The organism is Streptomyces sp. WAC06614, assembly GCF_003949795.1.
Classification (GTDB): Bacteria; Actinomycetota; Actinomycetes; order Streptomycetales; family Streptomycetaceae; genus Streptomyces.
Genome location: NZ_RPRY01000577.1, coordinates 1 through 2383 on the forward strand (window position 1 = coordinate 1; position 2383 = coordinate 2383).

The following is a 2383-nucleotide window of genomic DNA, read 5'->3' on the forward strand; positions in this document are numbered from 1 at the left end:
GGTCGGACCCCCGCCACACCCCCTACCGGCGGGGGTCCGACCAGCCACTCTCCCCGGCCGCCTATCCTGGTGCCGTCGGACAGCGCGGTCCGCCCCAGTAGCGTTCGCACAACACTGCAAGGAGCCGCACCCGTGAGCAGTGCTGACCAGTCCACCACCAACGCGGAGCTGCGCGCGGACATCCGCCGCCTCGGTGACCTGCTCGGCGAGACCCTCGTCCGCCAGGAGGGCCGAGAACTCCTCGACCTCGTCGAACAGGTCCGCGCACTCACCCGCACCGACGGCGAGGCCGCCGCGCAGCTGCTGGGCGAGACCGATCTGGAGACCGCCGCCAAGCTCGTCCGGGCCTTCTCCACCTACTTCCACCTCGCCAACGTCACCGAACAGGTCCACCGCGGCCGCGAGCTCCGCGCCCTGCGCGCCGCCGAAGGCGGCCTCCTCGCCCGCACCGCCGACATGCTCAAGGACGCCGACCCCGCCCACCTGCGCGAAACGGTCCAGCACCTCAACGTCCGGCCCGTCTTCACCGCCCACCCCACCGAAGCCGCCCGCCGCTCCGTCCTCAACAAGCTGCGCCGCATCGCCGCACTCCTCGAAGAGCCCGTCACCGGCGCCGGCGACCGCCGCCGCCACGACCTGCGCCTCGCCGAGAACATCGACCTCGTCTGGCAGACCGACGAGCTCCGCGTCGTCCGCCCCGAACCCGCCGACGAGGCCCGCAACGCCATCTACTACCTCGACGAACTCCACGCCGGCGCCGTCGGCGACGTCCTGGAGGACCTCGCCGCCGAACTCCAGCGGGTCGGGGTCACCCTCCCCGCCGGCACCCGCCCCCTCACCTTCGGCACCTGGATCGGCGGCGACCGCGACGGCAACCCCAACGTCACCCCCGAGGTCACCCGCGAAGTCCTGATCCTCCAGCACGAACACGGCATCACCGACGCCCTCGAACTCGTCGACTTCCTGCGCGGCCTGCTCTCCAACTCCATCCGCTACGCCGGCGCCACCGAGGAACTCCTCGCCTCCCTCCAGGCCGACCTCGAACGCCTCCCGGAGATCAGCCCCCGCTACAAGCGCCTCAACGCCGAAGAGCCCTACCGGCTCAAGGCCACCTGCATCCGCCAAAAGCTCCTCAACACCCGCGAACGCCTCGCCAAGGGCACCCCCCACGAAGCCGGCCGGGACTACCTCGGCACCGCCGAACTCCTCGCCGACCTCACCCTCATCCAGACCTCACTGCGCGAGCACCGCGGCGGCCTCTTCGCCGACGGCCGGATGGACCGCACCATCCGCACCCTCGCCGCCTTCGGCCTCCAGCTCGCCACCATGGACGTCCGCGAACACGCCGACGCCCACCACCACGCCCTCGGCCAGCTCTTCGACCGCCTCGGCGAAGAATCCTGGCGCTACGCCGACATGCCCCGCGACTACCGGCAGAAGCTCCTCGCCAAGGAACTCCGCTCCCGCCGCCGCCGTCCTCGCCCGCGAAGCCGGCCTCGTCGACCTCCACGCCGGCTGGGCCAAGATCGGCATCGTGCCGCTGCTCGAGACCACCGACGAACTGCGCGCCGCCGACGTCATCCTCGACGACATGCTCGCCGACCCCTCCTACCGACGCCTGGTCTCCCTCCGCGGCGACGTCCAGGAAGTCATGCTCGGCTACTCCGACTCCTCCAAGTTCGGCGGCATCACCACCAGCCAGTGGGAGATCCACCGCGCCCAGCGCCGCCTGCGCGACGTCGCCCACCGCTACGGCGTCCGCCTGCGCCTCTTCCACGGCCGCGGCGGCACCGTCGGCCGCGGCGGCGGCCCCTCCCACGACGCCATCCTCGCCCAGCCCTGGGGCACCCTCGAAGGCGAGATCAAGGTCACCGAACAGGGCGAGGTCATCTCCGACAAGTACCTCGTCCCCTCCCTCGCCCGCGAGAACCTGGAACTGACGGTCGCCGCCACCCTCCAGGCCTCCGCCCTCCACACCGCCCCCCGCCAGTCCAGCGACGCCCTCGCCCGCTGGGACGCCGCCATGGACATCGTCTCCGACGCCGCCCACGCCGCCTACCGCCGCTTGGTCGAGGACCCCGACCTCCCCGCCTACTTCTTCGCCTCCACCCCCGTCGACCAGCTCGCCGACCTCCACCTCGGCTCCCGGCCCTCCCGCCGCCCCGACTCCGGCGCCGGCCTCGACGGCCTGCGCGCCATCCCCTGGGTCTTCGGCTGGACCCAGTCCCGCCAGATCGTCCCCGGCTGGTACGGCGTCGGCTCCGGCCTGAAGGCGCTGCGCGAAGCCGGCCAGGACGACGTCCTCACCGAAATGGGCGACCGCTGGCACTTCTTCCGCAACTTCCTGTCCAACGTCGAAATGACCCTGGCCAAGACCGACCTG

The 2383-nt window shown here is 72.0% G+C and carries 1 pseudogene; it reads left to right on the forward strand.

The features are described 5' to 3' along the window. Positions 1-132: 132 nt before the first annotated feature. A pseudogene (locus EF918_RS34890) lies at positions 133-2383 on the forward strand (phosphoenolpyruvate carboxylase); the annotation flags it as partial.